Source organism: Spirilliplanes yamanashiensis, from assembly GCF_016863475.1.
Classification (GTDB): domain Bacteria; phylum Actinomycetota; class Actinomycetes; order Mycobacteriales; family Micromonosporaceae; genus Spirilliplanes; species Spirilliplanes yamanashiensis.
On the sequence record NZ_BOOY01000005.1, the window covers coordinates 157952 to 172476 of the forward strand.

At 74.2% G+C, this 14525-nt stretch carries 19 protein-coding genes; 12 read left to right on the forward strand and 7 right to left on the reverse strand.

The genetic code is table 11. The annotated features are described in order from the left end of the window. Nucleotides 1-2: 2 nt before the first annotated feature. Nucleotides 3-2555, forward strand: a complete 2553-nt coding sequence (locus Sya03_RS04960; protein ID WP_203936954.1) for a bifunctional acetate--CoA ligase family protein/GNAT family N-acetyltransferase — start codon at nucleotides 3-5, stop codon at nucleotides 2553-2555. Between the two features lie 31 nt (nucleotides 2556-2586). After that, the gene (locus tag Sya03_RS04965; RefSeq protein WP_203936955.1) at nucleotides 2587-3081 is read left to right on the forward strand and encodes an SRPBCC family protein; all 495 of its coding nucleotides are present in this window, start codon (nucleotides 2587-2589) and stop codon (nucleotides 3079-3081) included. Between the two features lie 26 nt (nucleotides 3082-3107). On the opposite strand, the gene Sya03_RS04970 is transcribed toward Sya03_RS04965, so the two are convergent. Continuing rightward, a complete protein-coding gene (locus Sya03_RS04970) occupies nucleotides 3108-3545 on the reverse strand; it encodes an ester cyclase (protein WP_203936956.1) in 438 nt (145 codons plus the stop codon). 132 nt (nucleotides 3546-3677) lie between these two features. Here Sya03_RS04970 and Sya03_RS04975 point away from each other — a divergent pair, with 132 nt between their 5' ends. Beyond that, nucleotides 3678-4049 (forward strand): VOC family protein, encoded by a 372-nt coding sequence (locus Sya03_RS04975; RefSeq protein ID WP_203936957.1) that lies wholly within the window; start codon nucleotides 3678-3680, stop codon nucleotides 4047-4049. A gap of 8 nt (nucleotides 4050-4057) precedes the next feature. Here the strand turns inward: Sya03_RS04975 and Sya03_RS04980 are convergent, their stop codons facing one another. Both Sya03_RS04980 and sigB read right to left on the reverse strand, forming a co-directional pair. Beyond that, nucleotides 4058-4408: a YrdB family protein gene (locus Sya03_RS04980; RefSeq protein ID WP_203936958.1), complete on the reverse strand. Its 351-nt coding sequence runs from the start codon at nucleotides 4406-4408 to the stop codon at nucleotides 4058-4060. Nucleotides 4409-4470: 62 nt separating this feature from the next. Continuing rightward, complete coding sequence (gene sigB, locus Sya03_RS04985) at nucleotides 4471-5424, reverse strand: RNA polymerase sigma factor SigB (RefSeq protein WP_203937050.1); 954 nt, start codon at nucleotides 5422-5424, stop codon at nucleotides 4471-4473. Nucleotides 5425-5674: 250 nt separating this feature from the next. Here sigB and Sya03_RS04990 point away from each other — a divergent pair, with 250 nt between their 5' ends. After that, nucleotides 5675-6463 carry a sporulation protein gene (locus tag Sya03_RS04990; RefSeq protein ID WP_203937051.1) on the forward strand — a complete coding sequence of 263 codons (789 nt, stop codon included), beginning with the start codon at nucleotides 5675-5677 and terminating at the stop codon, nucleotides 6461-6463. A 59-nt stretch (nucleotides 6464-6522) separates the two neighbouring features. Here the strand turns inward: Sya03_RS04990 and dtd are convergent, their stop codons facing one another. Then, nucleotides 6523-6945 carry a D-aminoacyl-tRNA deacylase gene (gene dtd, locus Sya03_RS04995; protein ID WP_203936959.1) on the reverse strand — a complete coding sequence of 141 codons (423 nt, stop codon included), beginning with the start codon at nucleotides 6943-6945 and terminating at the stop codon, nucleotides 6523-6525. A gap of 55 nt (nucleotides 6946-7000) precedes the next feature. Here dtd and Sya03_RS05000 point away from each other — a divergent pair, with 55 nt between their 5' ends. Continuing rightward, complete coding sequence (locus tag Sya03_RS05000; RefSeq protein WP_203936960.1) at nucleotides 7001-7471, forward strand: glycoside hydrolase family 3 N-terminal domain-containing protein; 471 nt, start codon at nucleotides 7001-7003, stop codon at nucleotides 7469-7471. Between the two features lie 58 nt (nucleotides 7472-7529). Here the strand turns inward: Sya03_RS05000 and Sya03_RS05005 are convergent, their stop codons facing one another. Beyond that, nucleotides 7530-7898 (reverse strand): hypothetical protein, encoded by a 369-nt coding sequence (locus Sya03_RS05005; RefSeq protein WP_203936961.1) that lies wholly within the window; start codon nucleotides 7896-7898, stop codon nucleotides 7530-7532. Between the two features lie 140 nt (nucleotides 7899-8038). Between Sya03_RS05005 and Sya03_RS05010 the strand changes: the two genes are divergently transcribed. Continuing rightward, a complete protein-coding gene (locus Sya03_RS05010; protein WP_203936962.1) occupies nucleotides 8039-8605 on the forward strand; it encodes an HhH-GPD-type base excision DNA repair protein in 567 nt (188 codons plus the stop codon). A 78-nt stretch (nucleotides 8606-8683) separates the two neighbouring features. Next, nucleotides 8684-9034: a DUF3099 domain-containing protein gene (locus Sya03_RS05015; protein ID WP_203936963.1), complete on the forward strand. Its 351-nt coding sequence runs from the start codon at nucleotides 8684-8686 to the stop codon at nucleotides 9032-9034. On the opposite strand, the gene Sya03_RS05020 is transcribed toward Sya03_RS05015, so the two are convergent. Then, a complete protein-coding gene (locus Sya03_RS05020; protein ID WP_203936964.1) occupies nucleotides 9031-9861 on the reverse strand; it encodes a carbohydrate kinase family protein in 831 nt (276 codons plus the stop codon). The genes Sya03_RS05015 and Sya03_RS05020 overlap by 4 nt on opposite strands. Continuing rightward, nucleotides 9854-10777, reverse strand: coding sequence for a pseudouridine-5'-phosphate glycosidase (locus tag Sya03_RS05025; RefSeq protein ID WP_203936965.1), 924 nt, complete (start codon nucleotides 10775-10777; stop codon nucleotides 9854-9856). Before Sya03_RS05025 ends, Sya03_RS05020 begins: the two co-directional genes overlap by 8 nt. Before the next feature lie 140 nt (nucleotides 10778-10917). Between Sya03_RS05025 and Sya03_RS05030 the strand changes: the two genes are divergently transcribed. The 5 genes from Sya03_RS05030 to Sya03_RS05050 all read left to right on the forward strand — a co-directional run bounded on the left by Sya03_RS05030 (nucleotide 10918) and on the right by Sya03_RS05050 (nucleotide 14519). Further along, entirely contained in the window at nucleotides 10918-11142 is a 225-nt protein-coding gene (locus Sya03_RS05030) for a DUF3039 domain-containing protein (protein WP_203937052.1), read from the forward strand. A gap of 13 nt (nucleotides 11143-11155) precedes the next feature. Next, on the forward strand, nucleotides 11156-11773 hold the full coding sequence (locus Sya03_RS05035; RefSeq protein WP_203936966.1) for a trimeric intracellular cation channel family protein: 618 nt from the start codon (nucleotides 11156-11158) through the stop codon (nucleotides 11771-11773). A gap of 226 nt (nucleotides 11774-11999) precedes the next feature. After that, a complete protein-coding gene (locus Sya03_RS05040) occupies nucleotides 12000-13724 on the forward strand; it encodes a DEAD/DEAH box helicase (RefSeq protein WP_239107115.1) in 1725 nt (574 codons plus the stop codon). A gap of 43 nt (nucleotides 13725-13767) precedes the next feature. Next, nucleotides 13768-14259, forward strand: coding sequence for a hypothetical protein (locus Sya03_RS05045; protein ID WP_203936968.1), 492 nt, complete (start codon nucleotides 13768-13770; stop codon nucleotides 14257-14259). Continuing rightward, complete coding sequence (locus Sya03_RS05050; RefSeq protein WP_203936969.1) at nucleotides 14259-14519, forward strand: helix-turn-helix transcriptional regulator; 261 nt, start codon at nucleotides 14259-14261, stop codon at nucleotides 14517-14519. The genes Sya03_RS05045 and Sya03_RS05050 overlap by 1 nt, the downstream gene beginning before the upstream one ends. The last annotated feature ends 6 nt before the right edge of the window (nucleotides 14520-14525 follow it).

The window sequence follows — 14525 nt, forward strand, 5'->3', positions numbered from 1 at the left end:
CGATGACGAGCCCTGACCGCTCCGCGGACGTGCTGCTCAGCGACGGCACGACCGTCCACCTGCGCCGGATCGCCCCCGAAGACGCCGACGCCATCGTCGCGTTCCACTCCCGGATGAGCGAGCGCACCCGCTACTTCCGCTACTTCACGCCGTACCCGCGCATCCCCGAGAAGGACCTGGACCGGTTCGTCAACGTCGACCACGCCGACCGGGAGGCGTTCGTGGTGCTGGCCGGCGACCGGATCACGGCCGTCGGGCGCTACGAGCGGCTCGGGCCGGACTCCACCGACGCCGAGGTGGCGTTCGTGGTGGAGGACGCGCACCAGGGCCGCGGCATCGGCTCCGTCCTCATCGAACACCTGGCGGCCGCCGCCCGCGACGTCGGCATCACCCGGTTCACCGCCGAGGTGCTGCCCGCCAACGGCGCCATGCTGCGCGTCTTCGGCGACACCGGCTACCCCGTCGAGCGGCACTACGCCGACGGCGTCGTCGAGCTGAGCTTCCCCATCGCACCCACCGGGCGCTCCCGCGAGGTGCAGGAGAGCCGCGAGCACCGCACCGAGTCGCGCTCCATCGCGCGGCTGCTGCACCCCCGCGGCGTCGCCGTGTACGGGGCCAGCGCCAGCGGCCAGGGCATCGGCGCGGCGCTGCTCGGGCACCTGCGCGACGGCGGCTTCCCGGGCGCCGTGGTGCCGGTGCACCCGTCCGCCGCCCGGGTCGCGGGGCTGCCCGCGTACCGGACCGCGGCCGCCGCCGGGGTGCCCGTCGACCTCGCCCTGGTCGCCGTACCCCCGGACTCGGTCGCGGACGTGGTGGCCGACGCGGCCGCCGCCGGCGCCCACGGCCTGGTGGTGGTCTCCGCCGGCTTCGCCGAGGCCGGCCCGGCCGGCGCGGCCGCGCAGCGCGACCTCATCCGGGCCGCGCACGCGGCGGGGATGCGCGTCGTCGGCCCCAACTGCCTCGGCATCGCCAACACCGACCCGTCGGTACGCCTGAACGCCACGCTCGCGCCGCGCCTGCCCACCCCGGGGCGGGTCGGCTTCTTCAGCCAGTCCGGCGTGCTCGGCGTGGCGCTGCTGGCCGAGGCGGAACGCCGCGGCCTCGGGCTGTCCAGCTTCGTGTCGGCCGGCAACCGCGCCGACGTCTCCGGCAACGACCTGGTCCAGTACTGGCAGGACGACCCCGCCACCGACGCCGTACTGCTCTACCTGGAGACGTTCGGCAACCCGCGCAAGTTCGCCCGGCTGGCCCGCCGCATGGGCCGCGTCAAGCCGGTCGTCGCCGTCGCCTCCGCCACCCGCCCCGACGGCCTCGCCGGCGACCTGCCCGGCCCGGACGCGCACGCGGTGACCGCCCTGTTCGCCCGCTCCGGCGTCATCCGCGTCGACACGGTCGCCGAGCTGTTCGACGTCGGCCTGCTGCTCGCCCACCAGCCGCTGCCCGCCGGCCGCCGGGTCGCCGTCGTCGGCAACGCGTCCGCCCTCGCCGGGCTCGCCGTGGCCGCCTGCCGCGCCAACGGCCTCGTCGTCGCCGACGGCTACCCGCACCACCTCGGGCCGCAGGCCGGGGCGCACGAGTTCGCCGACGCCCTCGCCGACGCCGCCACCGACGACCGCGTCGACGCCCTCGTGGCCGTGTTCGCGCCCCCGCTGCCCGGCCAGCTGCTGGAGGAGGACGCCGACTTCGCCACCGCCGTCGCCAGCGTCGCCCTGGCCGGCGAGAAACCCACCGTGGCCACGTTCCTGGCCGGCGTGCTGCCCGACCGGGTGCCGTCGTACCCGTCGGTCGAGGAGGCCGTGCGCGCCCTCGGCCGGGTCGCCGGCTACGCCGACTGGCTGCGCCGCCCGCCCGGCGTCGTCCCCGACCTGTCCGGTGTGGACCCCGCCGCCGCGGCCGCCGCCCTGGACGCCCCCGCCGCCGACCTGCTCGCCACGTACGGCATCACGGTCGTCCCGTCCGTGACGGTCGAGTCCGCCGACGAGGCCGCGGCCGCCGCCGCCACCCTCGGCTACCCTGTCGCCGTCAAGGCGGCACTGGGCGGCCTGCGCCACCGCATCGACCTCGGCGCCGTCCGCCTCGGCCTGCCCGACGAACACACCCTGCGCCGCGCGTACGACGAGATGGCCGCCGCCTTCGGCCCCCGCATGCTGCTGCAACCCATGGTCGCCCCGGGCGTCGCCTGCACCGTCGAGGTCGTGGAGGACCCGGCGTTCGGCCCGGTCGTCGGCTTCGGCCTCGGCGGCGTCGCCGGCGAACTCCTCGGCGACCGCGCCTGGCGCGCCGCCCCCCTCACCGACCGCGCCGCCGAAGCCCTCGTCGACGAGCCGCGCGCCGCCCCGCTGCTGTGGGGCTACCGCGGCTCCCAGCCCGTCGACCGCGCCGCCCTCACCGACCTCCTCCTGCGCGTCGGCCGCCTCGTCGACGAACGGCCGGAGATCCGGTCGCTGTCCCTCAACCCGGTCCTCGCCCGCCCGGACGGCTACTCGGTGCTGCACGCGACCGTCGAGGTGGGCGCAGCCGTGCCGCGGCCGGACACCGGGCCCCGCCGGCTCTGACCCTCACGCGCGGCCGTGTCATGGTGGGGCCGTGAAGTACACCGTCCTGATCCAGATCGACCAGCCGCGGGGCCGGGTGGCCCAGCTGCTCGCCGACCCGGTCCACCTGCCGAAGTGGCTGCGCGGCCTGGTGCTGCACGAGCCGCTGGACGGCGCGCACGGTCAGGTCGGCACCACCTCGCGGGTCGTGCTGCGGATGGGGCAGCAGACGTTCGAGGCCGTCGAGACCATCACCCGCCGCGAACCGGCGGACCTGCACGGAATCCCGCCACAGAGCGTCGTCCGCTTCGAGCGCGAGATCGCCGGCAACGGCATGTGGAGCGCCGCGCGCGAACGCCTGACCGGGAACGGCCCGGACACGACGCTCTGGGAGAGCGAGAACGAGTACCGGTTCAGCGGCCTGCTGATGCGGCTCGGGTCGATCGTGATGACCGGCGCCTTCCGCAAGCAGTCGCTGCAGCACATGCGCGATTTCAAGGCGTTCGCCGAGCACGGGACGGACGTCCGCGAGGCCGAGCCCTCCTGAACGGGGTCGCCGTCCGCACCTCCTCGCTAGCGTCCGGCCGCCGGGTCCTCCATCAGGCCGAGCTGCGCGAGGAACTCGACCTGGTCGTTGTAGAAGCGGTACGCGGTGAACACGCCGTCCCCGACGGTGCCGACCTCGCAGCTGCGCAGCCGGATCGGCCGCCCGGTCGCCGGGTAGGTGCGGCCGTCCGGGCCCGCCAGCGGTCCCGTGTTGGTGGCGACGTACACGCCTTCGACCACGGCGGCGTCGCCGTCCTCGTACATGGCCCGCTCCTCGAAGCGGACGTCCGGGAAGCCGTCGACGAACTGCCGGACGTACTCCACGATCTCGTCGCGGCCGGTGAGCGTCCGGTCGGGCGCCTCGGCGACGGCGTTCTCGGCGAAGCAGTCCCCGACCTGCTTCAGGTCCTTGTCGATCAGTGCGGCCTCGGTGAACCGGTCCATGAGCCGGCGTGCCTGTCCCATCGGTGCCTCCGTGGGGTCGTCGCGCTGCCGGCGGACGACGCGGGGGCCGTTCCGCCGGACCCTGCGAATCCCATTGCACGCCGCCCGCCGACGGGGGTCCATCGGCCGTCCGTACTGGCCTACGGTGAGGGGATGGACTGGAAGATCGAGCTCATCCCCGTACCGGTGACCGACGTCGATCGGGCCAAGGCGTTCTACGAGACGATCGGGTTCACCGCCGACCACGATCACACGGTTCGCGAAGGCCTGCGGTTCGTGCAGCTGACGCCGCCCGGCTCGGCGTGCTCCATCGTGATCGGCGACGGCATCACCGACAAGGCGCCCGGCACGCAGGAGATCCAGGTCGTGGTGGCCAGCGCGGAGACGGCGCGCGCGCAGCTGCTCGACGCGGGCATCGAGGCGAGCGAGGTGGACGAGCAGCCGTGGGGCCGGTTCGTCTACTTCCGCGATCCCGACGGCAACAGCTGGGCGCTGCAGGCGATCGAGTCGCGTCCGAACGGCTGACCGGCGGGCTAGACCGGTTCGCCGCCCGTGCCGGTGCGGGTGCGCCACAGCGCGAACCGGTTGGCCGCCGCCAGCACCGCCAGCGTGGCCGCCAGCACCGGGTGCCCGGTGAACAGCAGCGCCAGCACCGCGCCCCCGAACACCACCCACTCCGGGGCGAGGCGCAGCGGGTCGGGCAGGGGGCGGCTCGCCCGTGGCGCCACCCAGCGCCCCCACACGAGGGCGCCCAGCAGCGGCAGCAGCACCGCCATGACGATCTTCACCCACGTGTCGGCGTCGACGCTCCAGCCGCCCCACGCCAGTGCGGCCAGGGCGCACAGCTCCAGCACGAAGCGCACGCCCAGGTTGACTGCTGCCACCGCGTACCCCCAGGAAGGAACGAAGCCGGCCGCGAACCGCGGCCGGCTTCCATCTTCGTCGATCAGCTGGCGTACGCCTCCAGCCGGGCGGCCCGGGCGGGGTCGCGCAGCTTCAGCATGGTGACCTTCTCGATCTGGCGGATGCGCTCGCGGCTCAGGCCGAACTCGCGGCCCACCTCGTCGAGGGTGCGCTGGCGGCCGTCGTCGAGGCCGAAGCGCAGGCGGATGACGGCGGACTCGCGCTCCGACAGGGTGGCGAGCACGATCTCGACCTCGCTGCGCAGCTCGCCGCGGGTCAGTTCGCCGCCGGCGGCGTGGTCGGTGGAGGCGACGAAGTCGCCGAGGGCGCTCTCGCCGTCCTCGCCGACGGCCTGGTCGAGGCTGACGGGCTCGCGGTCGTACGAGATCAGCTCGATGACCTGGAACTCCGGAACGCCCATCGCCGCGGCGATCTCGGCGACCTTCGGCTCGCGGCCGAGGCTGGCGGACAGGTCGCGGCGGGCGCGCACCATGCGGTTGACCTGCTCGACCATGTGCACCGGGATGCGGATGGTGCGGGCCTGGTCGGCCATGGCGCGGGTGATGGCCTGGCGGATCCACCAGGTGGCGTACGTGGAGAACTTGTAGCCCTTGGTGTAGTCGAACTTCTCGACGGCGCGGATCAGTCCGAGGTTGCCCTCCTGGATGAGGTCGAGGAACGCCATGCCGCGGCCCGTGTACCGCTTGGCGATGCTGACCACCAGGCGCAGGTTGGCCTCCAGCAGGTGGTTCTTGGCGGCCTGGCCCTCGCGGATCACGACCTCGAGCAGCTCGCGCAGCTCACCGGTGGCGCCGTCGAGCTTCTCCTCGGCGTACAGCCCGGCCTCGATGCGCTTCGACAGCTCGACCTCCTGCACGGCGGTGAGGAGCTTCGTGCGGCCGATGCCGTTGAGGTACGCCCGGACGAGGTCGGCCGAGACGCCGCGCTCGTCGGTGGCGTCGAGGTCGACCTGCGGCTCGACACCGTCGTGCACCATGTCCTCGGCGGCGGCAACCGTCGAATTCGTCACCTTCATGTGCAGAACCACCTTCCCAGACCTTTCCCCGCTGGCCGTCTGGCTCAGTACCGGGCACGCAATCGCGCCGGTGATCACAAGCTTGGCGGCGGGGGCGTTAAGCAGACGTGAGGAAGTCGTCCGGCTGGCATGAATCAGGGAGAACCCTGAGGCGTTGCCGGGGGTGGATACTGTCCCGGACCAGGGCACGCAGAGCGAACCGGAGGACACGGTGGTCTTCAAGCGGATGATGCAGGCACTCGGCGTGGGCGGCCCGTCGGTCGACACGGTGCTGGCCAATCCGAACTGCCGCCCCGGCGGCTACCTCGAGGGCACGGTGCACGTGGCCGGCGGCGAGCACGCCACCGACATCGAGTACGTGGCGCTGGGGCTCATGACCCGCGTCGAGGTGGAGTCGGGCGACAGTGAGTACAGCAGCAACCAGGAGTTCCACCGCCAGCGGCTGACCGGCTCGTTCCGGCTGGAAGCGGGCGCCAAGCACGACATCCCGTTCCGTTTCGACGTGCCGTGGCAGACCCCCATCACCGAGGTGTACGGCCAGCGCCTGCACGGCATGACGATGGGGCTGGCCACCGAGCTGGAGGTCGCCCGCGCCGTCGACAAGAGCGACCTCGACCCGGTGATGGTGCACCCGCTGCCCGCCCAGGAGCGCATCCTCGACGCGCTGCTGCGCCTCGGCTTCCGGTTCAGCCGCGCCGACGTCGAGCGCGGCACCGTCTACGGCACCGAGCAGCACCTGCCGTTCTACCAGGAGATCGAGTTCTACCCGCCGCCGCAGTACGCCAGCGGCATCAACCAGCTGGAGCTGACGTTCCTGCCGACCCCGCACGCGCTGCAGGTGGTGCTGGAGGTCGACAAGCGCGGCGGCATGTTCACCGAGGGCCACGACGCGTTCGGCAGCTTCAACGTCGACTACCGCACGGCGGAGCAGACCGACTGGACGGGCCAGCTCGACGGCTGGCTGCGGCAGTCGGCGCAGCGCCGGGGGCTGTTCTTCTAGATCCGGATCGGACGGACGGTGCGCGGGCCCGGTGGGCACGCGCACCGTTTCTCTTTCTCCTAGAGCTCCAGCAGGACGGTGCGCGGGCCGACGTTGACGCTCTGGACGAGCATGTGGGCGCGGAACCGTCCTGTCTGCACCTGCGCGCCGCGGCCGCGCAGCGCCTCGACGAACGCCGTCACCAGCGGCTCGGCGACCTCGGCGGGCGCGGCGGCGACCCAGGTGGGGCGGCGGCCCTTGCGGGCGTCGCCGTAGAGGGTGAACTGGCTGACCACCAGCAGGGGGGCGCCGGCGTCGGCGGCGGAGCGTTCGTCGTCGAGGATGCGCAGCTCGTGGACCTTGCGCGCCATGGTGGCGGCGGTGGCGGCGGTGTCGTCGTGGGTCACGCCGAGGAGCACGAGCAGGCCGTCGGCGATGCTGCCGACCACCTCGTCGCCGACGGTGACGGACGCGGAGCTGACGGTCTGGACGACGGCGCGCACACCGGCGACCGTACCCGACGTGATCTCCGTCCCTCGGAGATGAAGTGTCTCGGTCATGGCGACCGCCAAGCACTACGTCGGCGACGGCGGCACCACCGGCGGAACCACCGGCGGCGACGACCAGGGCGACACCGACATCACCCTGGACGAGCTGCGGGCGCTGCACCTGCCGCCGTTCGCCGAGGCGGTCCGCCGGGGCGTCGCGTCGGTGATGGTGTCGTACCCCAGCTTCCGGGGTGACAATATGCACGGCCACCGGTACCTGATCTCAGACGTGCGGCTTCTCGCCGCGCGACGTGCGCGAATCCGTGAACGTAGGCGTCGACATGCTGATGATCACCGAGGCGTACCGGGAGGTCATCCCGCTGCTGCACCAGAGGTGCAGGCCGGCCGGGTGCCGGAGGACCGGATCGACGACGCCGTGCGCTGGATCCTCACCCGCAAGTTCGCGTTCGGGCTGTTCGAGCGGCCGTTCGCCGGGCCGGGCGGCGACTTCGTCAACCTGAACTGGTCCCGGTTCGGCTGACCCCGGACGCGCGACGGCGCCGGAACCCCGCGGGAGTCCGGCGCCGTCGTCGTGCGCGTCAGATGGCGGTGCTGGCGTCGCTGGTGCCGCCCGCCTCCGAGGTGAAGCCGCCGGTCGTTGCGTCGCCCGTGGTGGTGTTGGCGACCTTCGTGCCGTCCGTCGGGCGGTTGGGGTGGCGCTTGATGCTGTTCGGGCCGGCGTTGCCGCCCGTCGTCGTCATCATGCCGGGGGTACGCGTCGGCCCGCCGTTGCGCAGGACCTCCGGGTCCACGTCGGCGTCGATCGTGCTCTTCAGCTCCGGCACGTCGGCCGGCGACTGCGGGGCGCCCTCCGGCGTGTCGGTCGAGTCGTCGAGCACCTGGTCGCCGTAGGCGCCGTGCCTCAGCTCGGACTCGACCCGCTGCTGTGAGGTCCTGTCGTCCTGCACGGGTGCACCTCCCGGTCGGGCGGGCCCGGCGGGCCCGCGTGATCTGTCCGCCCCCTGCTTTCCCGGCACGGCCCGCGTCAAACGGCGCCCCGGCCCGGCGCGGCTGGTCCCAGGGTCGCTGAGCTGCCAGGATGGGGCTCATGCCGATCACGTTGCCGATCGCCGACGAGGCCAACGAGCTGCTCACCACCGACCCGCTGGCGCTGCTCATCGGCATGACCCTGGACCAGCAGATCCCGCTGGAGAAGGCGTTCAGCTCGCCGTACGTGCTGGCGCAGCGCCTCGGGCACCCGCCCACCGCCGCCGAGCTGGCCGTCCACGACCCCGAGGCGCTCGTCGCGATCTTCGCCAAGCCGCCCGCGCTGCACCGCTTCCCGAAGGCCATGGCCGGCCGGGTGCAGGAGGTGTGCCGGGTGCTCGTCGAGCGCTTCGGCGGCGACGCCGCGAACCTGTGGGCCGGCGTCGAGGACGGGGCCGACCTGCTCCAGCGGGCCGCCTCGCTGCCCGGGTTCGGCAAGCAGAAGGCGCAGATCTTCGTGGCGCTGCTCGGCAAGCAGTACGGCGTGACGCCCGCGGGGTGGCGCGAGGCCGCCGGGGCGTACGGCGCCGAGGGGGCGTACAAGTCGGTGGCGGACATCGTCGACGACGGGTCGCTGGCGCGGGTGCGGGCGTACAAGAAGGAGATGAAGGCGGCCGCCAAGGGCTGAACCGACGCAACGGCGACGGACGTGGCAGGCGCTGTCGCGGCGGTGCAAGGATGGACGGGTCCAGTCGAGGGGGCCCGCATGGCGAAACAGCAGCCGACGCTCATCACCGACGCGGCTCGCAGCCCCGCCGAACAGCTCCGCAGCCGGCAGATCCGGTACGTCAGCATGATGGGCATCCGGGCGCTGTGCCTGATCCTCGGCGGCATCCTGATCAGCCTGCAGGTGCCGCTGCTGCCGCTGTGGCTCGGCCTGTGCGTGCTGGGCATGGTGGCGCTGCCGTGGATGGCGGTGCTGATCGCCAACGACCGCGCGCCGAAGACCAAGGCGGAACGCCGTGCCGCCGCGCAGCCGCTGAGCCGGCAGCGTTCGCTGGGCGCCGAGGGGCCCGCCGAGGCGCCGCCGCGCCGGACGATCGACCTGGAGCCCTAGGGCCGCGAGCCGGGCGTCTGCACCGCGCGGGCGCCGTACGCGACGCCCGCCGCCAGCGCCGCGGCCCGGTCCGCGCCGCCCAGCCACGCCGCGAGCAGGCCGGCCGCGAAGGCGTCACCGGCGCCCGTGGCGTCGAGCACCGGCACGTCCCGCGCAGGGCAGTGCTCCGTACCCCAGGAGGCGCCCGCGGCGCCGCGCTTGACGACCACCTCGCGGGCGAGGGTGTGCACGTCGCCGAGGACGGCGGCCTCGTCGTCGTTGGCGAGCAGCAGGTCGGCGCCGCGGACCCAGCCGGCGAAGCCGGGGGTGCGGCGCAGCGGGCCGGCGGAGGCCGCGTCGACGCTGACGGTGAGGCCGCGGGCGCGGGCGGCGGCCAGGGCGTGCCGGCCCGCCGGGCGCGACGCCGCGTCGAGCAGCACGTACCCCGACAGGTGCAGGTGCGTGGCGGCGGGGGCCGCGGCCAGGCCGGCGTCCACGTCGGCGGGGGACAGGCGCAGGTTCGCGCCGCGGTCCGCGATCATCGTGCGTTCGCCGGCGGCCGCCAGCACCAGCACGGTGCCGGTCCGGTCCGGGTACGCGCGCACCGCGCACCGCACCCCGGCGGCCGTCAGCTCGGCGACCCGGTCGCGGCCCTCGGCGTCGTCGCCGACAGCGGCCACCAGCGTGACCGCGCAGCCGGCCGCGGCGAGCCAGGCGGCCGTGTTCGCGGCCTGGCCGCCGCCGGTGAAGCGGATGGTGCCGGTGGTGTCGGTGCCCGGCTCGGGCGGCCCGGCGGTCAGCGCCAGGACGTCGGTGACCAGGTCGCCGACGACGACCAGGTCAGGCATCCGCGACGGCGATGCGGGCCGCCAGGTCGGCGTTGCGCAGGATGACCCGGACGTTCACGGCCAGGCTGCGGCCCTGCGTCGCGGCGTGGAAGTGCGACAGCAGGAACGGCGTGACCGCCTTGCCCGTGACGCCCTCGCGCGCCAGCAGCCGCAGGCCCTCGGCGAGGGTGCGGTCGTGCAGCTCCGGGTCGAGCTGCTCGTCGACGCCCAGCGCGTTGCTCAGCACCAGCGCGCCGTCGTGCACGCCCTGCGCGCGCCGGGCCGCCATCGCCGCCGCGACCTGCTCGGGGGAGTCCAGCGACCAGTCCAGGTCGAAGCCGCTGTCGGTGACGAAGAACCCGCCGAAGCGGCGGCTGCCGTAGCCCGCGACGGCCACGCCGAGGGTCTCCAGGCGCTCCAGGGTGGCGCCCACGTCGAGGATCGACTTGACGCCGGCGCACACCACCACGATCGGCGTGCGGGCCAGCGTGACCAGGTCGGCCGACTCGTCGTAGGTGACATTGGCCTCACGGTGCACCCCGCCGAGGCCGCCGGTGGCGAACACGCCGATGCCCGCGGAGGCCGCGATCGCGCTCGTGGCGGCGACCGTGGTGGCCCCGTCGGCGCCCCGGGCCGCGGCGACGGCCAGGTCCCGCACGGACAGCTTGGCCACCTCGCCGCCCGCCGCCAGCCGCTCGATCTCGGCGTCGCTCAGGCCCACGACCAGCTCGCCCGCCACCATGCCGATCGTGGCGGGCACGGCGCCCGCCGCGCGGACCGTCTGCTCGATCTCGCGCGCCACCCGCAGGTTGTCCGGGCGGGGCAGGCCGTGCGACACGATGGTGCTCTCCAGGGCCACGATCGGGTGGCCGGCCCGGCGCGCCGCGAGCACGTGGTCGCCGTACCGGACGGAAAAATCGCGTGTTGATCCGCTCACGTTGGCTACGGTACGGGCAGCCCCGGCCCGGGCCGATCGTTGGACCGCTCGCGCGTGAGCTGTCAAACTCGGGGGTTGGAGCTTCTGCCGCCGTGCTCGGGGGACCTCGGCGGGCCGACACAGCAGGAAACGAAGGGTGAATAGCCGTGAGCACGCAGATCCTCGAGCGTCCGGAGACGCGGGACGCCGACACCGGTCCGGAGATGTTCCACTACGTGCGTAAGGACAAGATCGCCGAAAGCGCCGTGATGGGCACGTACGTCGTCGCGCTGTGCGGCGACAAGTTCCCGGTGACGAAGTCGCCGAAGCCCGGCTCGCCGGTCTGCCCGGCGTGCAAGGAGATCTACGAGTCGATGAAGCACTGACGCTGCTCCGTCCTTGAATCTCGGCACCGGCCTGCTGCTGGCCGACCTCGCCGGTGTCGCCGTCTTCGCCGCCTCGGGCGGCTCGGCGGCCGTCGCCAAACGGCTCGACCTGTTCGGCGTCGTCTTCGTCGGCTTCGTGGCCGCCCTCGGCGGCGGAATCGTGCGCGACCTCGTCATCGGCGAGGTCCCGCCGCTCGCCTTCGCCGACTGGCGCTACGCCGTCACGGCGGCGGTCGCCTCCGCCGCCGTCTTCTGGCTCCACCCCCAGCTGGCCCGGCTGCGCCGCACCGTCCTGGTGCTCGACGCGGCCGGCCTGGGCCTGTTCACCGTCACCGGCACCGTCAAGGCCCTCGAGGCCGGCGTGCCGCCGGTCGGCGCCTGCATCGCCGGCATGCTCAGCGGCATCGGCGGCGGCGTGGGCCGCGACCTGCTGACCGGTGAGATCCCGATCGTCCTCCAGCGCGAGATCTACGCCGTGGCCGCCCTGCTGGGCGCCGTCGCGGTGGCGGTGCTCGTCGTCCTGGGGGTGGCCGGGCCGCTGCCGCTGGCGGCCGCGGCGGCGCTGGTCATCGGGCTGCGCCTGGTCGCGCTGCGGCGGCGCTGGTCGGCCCCGCAGGCGGGACCGGCCTGACACGCCGGGCGCCGGCCGCGCCGCCCGCCCCGGCGTGACCACGTTCGCACCATGCGGCGCATCCGCCACGCCCGCCGCTATGCTGGGGAACGCCTTCGCGCCCCCGCGGCGCGGGGGCGTTTTGGTGCCGGGCCCCGGCGCCGCCGTGCCCGGTCCGCCGGCCCGCCGGGGCCGCCCGCCGGCCGGGCCGCCGCCGTCCGCCGCCATCGAGGGGAGCTTCGACCGCGTGAGCCCGCCGTTGCCCGCCCTGGAGACCTTCCCGCCGCTGCGTGCCTGGCAGCGCAAGGCGCTCGTGGACTACCTCCGCAAGCGCTCGGACGACTTCATGGCGGTCGCGACCCCGGGCGCCGGCAAGACCACGTTCGCGCTGCGCATCGCCGCCGAGCTGCTCGCCGACCGCACCGTCGAGGCCGTCACCGTCGTGTGCCCGACGGAGCACCTCAAGGTGCAGTGGGCGGCCGCCGCCGCCCGGGTCGGCATCCAGCTCGACCCGTCGTTCCGCAACGCCGACATCCACTCGTCGCACGACTTCCACGGGGCGGTGCTGACGTACGCGCAGGTCGGCATGGCGCCCGCCGTGCACCGGCGGCGCACGATGACGCGCCGCACGATGGTGATCCTGGACGAGGTGCACCACGCCGGCGACTCCCGTTCGTGGGGCGACGGGGTCAAGGCGGCGTTCGAGCCGGCCGTGCGGCGGCTGATGCTGACGGGCACGCCGTTCCGGTCCGACGACAACCCGATCCCGTTCGTGAACTACGAGCGGGGCCTGGACGGCCTCCAGCGGTCCCGTTCCGACTCGGCGTACGGCTACGCGGACGCGCTGCGCGACGGCGTCGTCCGGCCGGTCATCTTCCTGGCGTACTCCGGCGAGACCCGGTGGCGCACCAGCGCGGGCGACGAGCTGGCCGCCCGCCTGGGCGAGCCGATGACCAAGGACCTGGTGGCGCAGGCCTGGCGCACGGCGCTGGACCCGCGCGGCGACTGGATGCCGGCGGTGCTGCGGGCGGCCGACAACCGGCTGACGAAGCTGCGCGAGCACGGCATGGCCGACGCGGGCGGCCTGGTCATCGCCAGCGACCAGCAGACGGCCCGGGCGTACGCGAAGCTCATCACCGACCTGACCGGCGAGAAGGCCGAGGTGGTGCTGTCGGACGACGCGGGCGCGTCGGCGCGCATCGCCTCGTTCGCGGCGTCGCAGCAGCGCTGGCTGGTCGCGGTGCGGATGGTGTCGGAGGGCGTCGACATCCCGCGCCTGGCCGTCGGCGTGTACGCCACCAGCGCCTCCACCCCGCTGTTCTTCGCGCAGGCCATCGGGCGTTTCGTGCGGGCCCGCCGGCAGGGCGAGACGGCGACGGTGTTCCTGCCGAGCGTGCCGCACCTGCTGGGGCTGGCCGAGGAGATGGAGGCGCAGCGCGACCACGTGCTGGGCGCCCCGAAGGACCCGGACGGCCTCGACGACGCCCTGCTGGAGCGGGCGCAGCAGACGGAGGACGCCAGCGGCGAGCTGGAGAAGCGGTTCGAGGCGCTGTCGGCGACGGCGGAACTCGACCAGGTGATCTTCGACGGCGCGTCGTTCGGCATGGGCGCGCTGACGGGCACGCCCGAGGAGGAGGAGTACCTGGGCCTGCCGGGCCTGCTCACCGCCGACCAGGTGTCGGTGCTGCTGAGCAAGCGCCAGGCGGAGCAGCTGGCCGCCCAGAAGCGGTCCCGCGTCGGCGCGCCCGCGCAGGCGGCGGAGCAGCGGGCGGCGCCGGTGCTGACGGCGGGGGAGCGGCGGGTGGCGCTGCGCCGCCAGCTGAACAACCTGGTGGCGTCGCACCACCACCGCACCGGCCTGCCGCACGGCAAGATCCACGCCGAGTTGCGCCGGCTGTGCGGCGGCCCGCCGAGCGCCCAGGCGACGATCGAACAGCTCGAGGAGCGGATCGCCACCATCCAGACGATGTAAAGCGGGCTTGACGTAAAGCCGACTTGACGTCAGGATCGGTGGCATGACAGCCAACACCCTCGACCGCATCGTCGCCTGGAGCTTCGACCCCGACCTGTACGGCGACGAGCGCGAGCGCCTGCGCTGGCTCGAAGGCACCGCCCTGGCCGCCGGCCTGCAGTGGATCGGCATCCCGGCCGCCGCCGCCGTGCTCGTGTGGACCCTCGGCCGCCCCGCCGTGCTCCCGCTCGCCGTCGTCCTCGCGGTGCTCTACGTGCCGATCGTCCTGTGCCAGGTGTACGTCAGCCGCCGCCGCGTGGAGACCGTGCCGAAGCGCTGGACCCTCAAGCGCGTCGCGCTCACCGCCGCGACCGTCGTGCCGTACGTCGCCTTCATCCTCGGCTGCTCGGCCGCCTACGCCCCCGCCAGCTTCGCCCGCGGCATGGGCCAGGGGGCGATCGCGGGCATCGCGCTCGCCGTGGTGATGTTCGCCGTGCAGACCCGGCGCCGCAACCGCCGCGACGCCGCCGCCGCGGCGGGCGGGGACGAGGACTGATGGCCCCCGTCCGCGCCGCGGAGACCGACGGCGCCGTCGGCGCCCGCATCAGGGCGGCCCGCCGGGCGGCCGGGCTCACCCAGCAGGACCTCGCCGCCGCCGTACAGGTGAGCCGGCAGACCGTCATCGCGATGGAGACCGGCGACTACGCGCCGTCGGTGTACCTGGCCCTCAAGGTGGCCCAGCGGCTCGGCGTCACCGTCGAGGATCTGTGGGGACATGGCGAAGGGGCGCCCCCCACACCGGGGACGCCCCTTTGAAGCTCG

Bases quoted from the DNA above. Each gene is read 5' to 3' on its own strand.
- Sya03_RS04960 (WP_203936954.1), top strand. From the start codon at position 3: ATGACGAGCCCTGACCGCTCCGCGGACGTGCTGCTCAGCGACGGCACG.
- sigB (WP_203937050.1), bottom strand. From the start codon at position 5,424: ATGGTGCACGACGGTGTCGAGCCGCAGGTCGACCTCGACGCCACCGAC.
- Sya03_RS04970 (WP_203936956.1), bottom strand. From the start codon at position 3,545: ATGGGACAGGCACGCCGGCTCATGGACCGGTTCACCGAGGCCGCACTG.
- Sya03_RS05020 (WP_203936964.1), bottom strand. From the start codon at position 9,861: ATGCCTGACCTGGTCGTCGTCGGCGACCTGGTCACCGACGTCCTGGCG.
- Sya03_RS05050 (WP_203936969.1), top strand. From the start codon at position 14,259: ATGGCCCCCGTCCGCGCCGCGGAGACCGACGGCGCCGTCGGCGCCCGC.
- Sya03_RS05045 (WP_203936968.1), top strand. From the start codon at position 13,768: ATGACAGCCAACACCCTCGACCGCATCGTCGCCTGGAGCTTCGACCCC.
- Sya03_RS05015 (WP_203936963.1), top strand. From the start codon at position 8,684: ATGGCGAAACAGCAGCCGACGCTCATCACCGACGCGGCTCGCAGCCCC.
- Sya03_RS04975 (WP_203936957.1), top strand. From the start codon at position 3,678: ATGGACTGGAAGATCGAGCTCATCCCCGTACCGGTGACCGACGTCGAT.
- Sya03_RS05010 (WP_203936962.1), top strand. From the start codon at position 8,039: ATGCCGATCACGTTGCCGATCGCCGACGAGGCCAACGAGCTGCTCACC.
- Sya03_RS05000 (WP_203936960.1), top strand. From the start codon at position 7,001: ATGGCGACCGCCAAGCACTACGTCGGCGACGGCGGCACCACCGGCGGA.